This is a genomic window from Caballeronia catudaia, from assembly GCF_001544755.2.
Taxonomy (GTDB): Bacteria; Pseudomonadota; Gammaproteobacteria; order Burkholderiales; family Burkholderiaceae; genus Caballeronia; species Caballeronia catudaia.
In genome coordinates this window covers 55,712-61,711 of record NZ_FCOF02000040.1, presented here as the reverse complement: position 1 = coordinate 61,711, position 6,000 = coordinate 55,712, and the positions used below count along the sequence as shown (strand labels likewise).

The window sequence follows — 6,000 nt, the reverse complement described above, 5'->3', positions numbered from 1 at the left end:
ACCTTCCCTGCCAGCGGCAAGCGATACTTCGCGAGTTGGCCGATCCCGATGTTTCGGTATTCCGGCCTTGGTTTTTTCAATGCATCAGCCACGGTTAGACCCCTTCCCAATCTGATTGACGATTCGCGCCATCAAAGACGACGCGGGCGCGCGACTCGTCCAGCCTGTTTCGCTCGAAAAGCGACCGGCGATGTAATTGGGGAAAAGTTTCTAGCCCGCGCACTGCGCGATAGCGGTATTTTGTCGCGCGATTGATATACTGTCCAATATCTATCTCGTCTATCTGAAATACTTTTTATAGATATCGCATGGAGCTGCGTCATATCCGCTATTTTCTGGCCGTCGCCGAGGAGCGCAACGTGACGCGCGCGGCCGAGCGGCTCGGCATCGGGCAGCCGCCGCTCAGTCAGCAGATTCACGCGCTGGAGGACGAAATCGGCGTGCGGCTCTTCCGGCGCACGGGGCACGGCGTCGTGCTCACGGAAGCCGGCGAAGCGTTCGCCGTCGACGCCAAGCGTCTCATGACCGACGCGCGCCTCGCCGTCGAAAAGGCGCAGAGCGCGGGGCGCGGCGAGATCGGGCAGCTCAATATCGGCTTCACGGGATCGGCCGCGTTCAATCCGGTCGTCTCGAAGCTCATTCGCTCGTACCGGCAGGCGTATCCGAACGTCACGCTCACGCTCACCGAAGGCAACACTGCGCAACTGCTCGCGCATCTCGACGCCGGCCGCGTGGACGTGGCCTTCGTTCGTCTCGGCAGCCAGTCGCCCGCCGGCGTGCAGATCAATCACATCGCCATCGAGCCGATGAAAATCGTGCTGCCCGCCACGCACAAGCTCGCGAAAAAGCGCAAGGTGCCGCTCGCCGCGCTCGCGGACGATCCGTTCGTGATGCTGCCGCGCGAGGCGAGCCCGACCTTGCACGACGTCATCGTCGGTGCATGCCGCGAAGCGGGATTCGAGCCGGTCGCCGGGCAGCAGGCGCCGCAGCTCTCGTCAGTCGTGAATCTCGTCGCGGCGGAATTCGGCGTGTCGCTCGTGCCGGCGTCCGTGTGCCAGATTCAGGTCGATGGCGTCGCGTACACCGACGCCTTCGGCAGCGCGATCACGATTCGTCTCGCGCTGGCATCGCGCATCGACGCGACGCCCGCCAAAACCGCGAATTTTCTCGAAATCGCGCGGCGGGTCGCTACGTCATCGGCGTGACATTGTCATCAGAAGAAGCGCGCATTGCGTTCGCCGCGTTTCCGTTGAACACTTCTGCTGGCAACAGAAGCGTCAAGAAGGCCCAATCCTTTCGAGAACGAGGAGCGAGGTCATGCGCGAAGAATCGAAGCATCCGCTGCACTGCATTGCCTGCCGCCGGGGTTTTCTCAAGTCGGCCTCCGCGACTTTCGCCGGACTCGCCCTCCCGTCTCTTCTTACGATACCCGCCCACGCCGATGCGCTCACCAAGGCGCAGCGCGACGGCATGACGCCCGAGCAGATCATTCAGGCGATGAAGCGCGGCAACGAGCGCTTTCAGAAAGGCGAGCGCAAGCCGCGCAATTACCTGAATGAACAGAAAGCGAGCGCGAAAGGCCAGTATCCGGCGGCTGTGCTGCTCAGTTGCATCGACTCGCGCGCGCCCGCGGAAGTCATCATGGATCTCGGCATCGGCGATATTTTCAATTGCCGCATCGCGGGCAATATCGAGAACGCCGACATTCTCGGCAGCATGGAATTCGCGACCAGGCTGATGGGCGCGAAAGTCGTGCTCGTGATGGGACATACTTCGTGCGGCGCGATCAAAGGCGCGATCGCCAACGTCGAACTGGGCAATCTCACCGGCTTGCTTGCGCGCGTCAAACCGGCCGTCGATGCCACGCAATACGATGGCGAGCGCACCGCGACCAATTACGCATTCGTCGATAAAGTCGCGCGCAAGAACGTCGAACTGACGCTCGCGAACATTCGCCGCGACAGCACGGTGCTCAACGAAATGGAAAGCCAGCACGCGATCAAGATCGCCGGCGCGATGTACAACATCAGCACCGGCGCGGTGGAGTTTTTCAGCGCCTAACTTTCGACGCGCTCGCGAACGTCTTCCCGCTTCGCGACGGCGTCGCGTTTCATCGACCAATACGCGGTCCGCACGCCGATCTCTTCCGATACGAACGGTCCGCCGCGTGTCGCGCGGTAATGCGCGAGCGCCTTGTACACGAGACGTTGCCCGATGAGCAGGATCGGCACGTTGAGCAGCACCATCACGATGTTCATCAGATCGGACAGCGCCCACAGATTCGGCAATTCGAGTCCGGCCAGCACGGTGAGCGCGCCGAACGGCACGAACACGAGCGAGCCCACGACACGAATGCCCGCGATGAAACGCGGACTGCGCGAAATGAAGTTCGCCGAGATCTCCGCGAATGAAATCATGCCGAGCAGCGTGGTGAATGCGAAGAGGCCATAGCACACGCACATCACGATCTTCACGACCTGCGCGACCGAGACCGGCACGAGCGTTTCGACCGATGCGAGATAGACCGTGATCTTCGAAGCCCTGACCGATTCCCACGCCTGGCCATCGACGGTTCCGGTCCATACATGCGCCATCACGACGATGAAGCCGGTCATCGTGCAGATGACCATCGTGTCGAAGAACACGCCGAGACTCTGCACGAAGCCTTGCTCGCACGGGTGATCGTTATCGGCGATGGCGGCGGCCATCGTGATGGTGCCCTGCCCCGCCTCGTTCGACATCAACCCGCGCTTGACGCCCTGCGCGAGCGCGGTGCCGATCGCGCCGCCAAAGAGCGCATGCGGCGCGAACGCACCGACGATCACCTCGTGAAAGAAGTACGGAATCAGCGGCAGATTGATGAGAATGATGACGAGCGACATCAGGCAGAAGAGCGCCGCCTTGATGGGCACGAGCACATCGGTATAGGCAGTCACGCGCCGGATGCCGCCCATGATGATGAACGCGCACGCCGCGACGAGCGCGGCCGCGATGACGTAGTACACCGTCGACTGTCGCGCGAGATGCGCGCCGGACACCGTATCGGCGATGGTGCCGATCGCGGTGAACACGTTGAACGTTTGCGGCGGCACGTTGAAAAGCGCATAGACGATGAACACGACCGACAGGAACGTGCCGACGATGCGCCTGTCGCCGAGAACGCGCCGCCCGTAGAACGGCAGGCCGCCGACGAACTCGTCGTGCTTCTTCTCCTTGAAGAGTTGCGCGAGCGTCGATTCCATGAAGGCCGTGGCCATGCCGAAGAACGCGGCGACCCACATCCAGAACAGCGCGCCCGGCCCGCCGACGGAGATCGCGCCCGTGATGCCGACGATATTGCCCGGCCCCGCGCGCATCGCGAGCCCGAGCATGAACGACGCGAGCGCGCTGACGCCGGTCTTCGACGTCTGGCGCCGCAACATGATGCGCACGATCTTGCCGACGTTCATCGTCTGGATGAAACGCGTGCGGATCGTGAAGTGGATGCCCACGCCGACGAGCAAGAGAATCGCGAACGAAAACTGCCCGAGCACGGGAATGCGCGACCAGGCTTTGAAATTAGTGGGGAAGTCCCACAAGAAATCCGAGATCGGCGCGATGAAGGCAAACAATGCGTTCACGGACTGGAAGAGACTTTCCACGCGGGGCGTTCCTTTCGTGCTTCGGCCTGTCCTGAACAGGCGTTCGGAATAGGGATGAACCAGCGATTCGACGCTGGCGGGTGTGCCTGCGCGGGCACGGAATCGCAGGAAGGGAGGGATTATACGGGCCTGCGCGAGTCGTCCAGGCAAGCCATTCTCTTAATAGCCAATGGCAAAGCTGAAGGCTGTGGCGGCGCGGAAAGACCGTTAGTTGCGATCTACGCTGGGCGCGATGCGTACGCGCCCGCGTCATCAAAAGTCAATTCAAAGCCACCGCGGCCGCCGCGCCCACGGGCGTCCCCTGCACCGCCACCGACTGCTGCCCGTCCGGCCCCACGGGCACATCGCCGACGAGCGTCGTGCGATACAACTGACGATCGAAGTCGAGATCGAAGATATCGCTGGGCGCGAGATGCGCGGTCGTGCGGTTGTCCCAGAACGCGATGCTGCCCGGCTCCCACTTGAAGCGCACCGTGAATTCCGGCCGCGTGACATGCTCCCAAAGCAGTTCGAGCAACACCTGACTCTCGCGCGGCGCAAGCCCCACGACGTGCTTGAGGAAGCCCGGACTCACATACAGCGCGCGCTCGCCGGTCTCGGGATGCACGCGCACGAGCGGATGCTCGCTCACCAGCGTGTGATCGCTGACGGCTTTCGTGAACGCGTCGGTGCCGCTCGCGCCTTGCGGCGGCGCGAAGCGATGCACGCCGCGCAAGCCGTCGACGAAAGTGCGCAGCGGCGCGGAGAGCTTCTCGTAAGCGGTCACGAGATTGGTCCATTGCGTGTCGCCGCCATAGGGCGGAATCGTCACGCCGCGCAGAATCGACGCGAACGGCGGGTTGACGGCGGCGGTGACATCCGTATGCCATCCGGTCCAGGGCCGCAATACCGACGGGCCATCGAAGCGCGTGGCCTTGCGGAACTTCGAGATCGAATAGATTTCCGGATGTCCTTCGACATGACCGAACACCGGATGCCCGACCGTGAGCGCGCCGAATTGCGCCGAGAACGCGACATGCTGCTCGTGACTCAGAAACTGCTCGCGAAAGAAGACCACGCGCCATTCGAGCAACGCGGCGCGGATCGCTTCGACCTGCCCGGATGACAAAGGGCGCGTGAGATCGACACCGCTGATTTCCGCGCCGATATGCGCCGAAAGCGGATTGACCGTCAGATCTGCATCATGCTGGATGGCGGCTGCGTTCATGATTCGGTTTCCTTATCAATTGGAAATAAAAACGCTTAACTGCCCTGCGCGTTGGTGTCGTCGGCGAAAAAATAGTCGCGCCAGGACTTCGGCTCGTGTCGAATCACACCGACCTTGTGCAGGAACGTGCCGAGTTGCAGCGTGTTTTGCGGTGTCGTCGTGAAGCTCGTGTCCTTGTCGCTCAGAATGCGCTCGACGAACGCAGGCGACAGCTTCGAGCCGTCCTGTCGGATGTAGATGGCGGCGGCCTGCGCCTTGTCCTTCTCGACGAGCCTCGCCGCATCGTCGAGTGCAGCGCGCACGGCGGCATAGGTCTTCGGATTGTCCTTGCGCCATTTGTCCGAAGTCACGACGACGCTGCCCGTCGACGGCCCGCCGAGAATCTCGGTCGAACTCGTCACCTTGCGGATCTTCGGGTTCTCGAGTTCCTGATACTGATAAGGCGCATTCGAGAAGTGCAGATTGATGACCGAGTTGCCGGACAGCATCGCAGTGGTCGCATCCGCGTGCGGCATGTTGACTTCGAAGCGGTCGAGACGCGCATAGTCGGCATCGCCGTAAGCTTGCGCGGAAGCCATCTGCAACAGCCGCCCCTGCTGCGACACGGCCACCGACACTACCGCGATGCGATCCTTTTCGCCGATATCCTTCACGCTGCGAATGCGCGGATCGTTCGTCACGAGATACACGGGCACCGCGCTTTGCGCCGCGATCGCGCGAAAGTCCTGATGCCCGCGCGTGCGGTCCCAGATCGTCATCAACGGCCCGATGCCGATGGTCGCGATATCCGCCGCGCCCGACAGCAACGACTCGTTCACGGCCGCGCCGCCCGAGAGCGTATTCCATTGCACGTCGATATCGAGGCCCGCGCGCTCGCCCGCTTTCTCGATGAGCTTCTGGTCCTTCGCCACCTTGAGCAGCAGCGAGCCGATGCCGTATTGATCGACGACCTTCACCTTGCCTTCGGCGTGCGCGGTCTGCAAAGGCCAGGCGAATGCCGCGATCGAAGCGAGCACGGCGAAGAAGCGCTGCAATGGAAAGGTCGGCGTCATGCGGGGATATCGTGGGAAGCGGCAGGCAATCAATGTACTTGCCGCTTCCTCACGCGCGAACGAAGAAATCCCGATACGGATAGCTTCGTTCGCGATAAAG

5 protein-coding genes and 1 pseudogene are annotated in these 6,000 nt (G+C 62.3%); 2 read left to right on the top strand and 4 right to left on the bottom strand.

All coding sequences use genetic code 11. The features are described 5' to 3' along the window. Positions 1-92, bottom strand: a pseudogene (locus tag AWB75_RS38835) (succinate dehydrogenase, cytochrome b556 subunit); the annotation flags it as partial. A 216-nt stretch (positions 93-308) separates the two neighbouring features. On the opposite strand from AWB75_RS38835, the gene AWB75_RS28905 reads away from it, so the two are divergent. Both AWB75_RS28905 and AWB75_RS28900 read left to right on the top strand, forming a co-directional pair. Then, positions 309-1,205, top strand: a complete 897-nt coding sequence (locus tag AWB75_RS28905) for a LysR family transcriptional regulator (protein WP_061127436.1) — start codon at positions 309-311, stop codon at positions 1,203-1,205. 112 nt (positions 1,206-1,317) lie between these two features. After that, positions 1,318-2,061 (top strand): carbonic anhydrase family protein, encoded by a 744-nt coding sequence (locus AWB75_RS28900; protein ID WP_061127435.1) that lies wholly within the window; start codon positions 1,318-1,320, stop codon positions 2,059-2,061. On the opposite strand, the gene AWB75_RS28895 is transcribed toward AWB75_RS28900, so the two are convergent. The 3 genes from AWB75_RS28895 to AWB75_RS28885 all read right to left on the bottom strand — a co-directional run bounded on the left by AWB75_RS28895 (position 2,058) and on the right by AWB75_RS28885 (position 5,900). Next, a complete protein-coding gene (locus AWB75_RS28895) occupies positions 2,058-3,641 on the bottom strand; it encodes an alanine/glycine:cation symporter family protein (protein ID WP_061127434.1) in 1,584 nt (527 codons plus the stop codon). The genes AWB75_RS28900 and AWB75_RS28895 overlap by 4 nt on opposite strands. 259 nt (positions 3,642-3,900) lie before the next feature. Beyond that, positions 3,901-4,848 carry a TauD/TfdA dioxygenase family protein gene (locus AWB75_RS28890; RefSeq protein ID WP_061127433.1) on the bottom strand — a complete coding sequence of 316 codons (948 nt, stop codon included), beginning with the start codon at positions 4,846-4,848 and terminating at the stop codon, positions 3,901-3,903. 35 nt (positions 4,849-4,883) lie between these two features. Then, positions 4,884-5,900, bottom strand: a complete 1,017-nt coding sequence (locus tag AWB75_RS28885) for an ABC transporter substrate-binding protein (protein ID WP_061127432.1) — start codon at positions 5,898-5,900, stop codon at positions 4,884-4,886. Positions 5,901-6,000 lie beyond the last annotated feature (100 nt).

Bases quoted from the DNA above. Each gene is read 5' to 3' on its own strand.
- AWB75_RS28905 (WP_061127436.1), top strand. From the start codon at position 309: ATGGAGCTGCGTCATATCCGCTATTTTCTGGCCGTCGCCGAGGAGCGC.
- AWB75_RS28900 (WP_061127435.1), top strand. From the start codon at position 1,318: ATGCGCGAAGAATCGAAGCATCCGCTGCACTGCATTGCCTGCCGCCGG.
- AWB75_RS28890 (WP_061127433.1), bottom strand. From the start codon at position 4,848: ATGAACGCAGCCGCCATCCAGCATGATGCAGATCTGACGGTCAATCCG.
- AWB75_RS28885 (WP_061127432.1), bottom strand. From the start codon at position 5,900: ATGACGCCGACCTTTCCATTGCAGCGCTTCTTCGCCGTGCTCGCTTCG.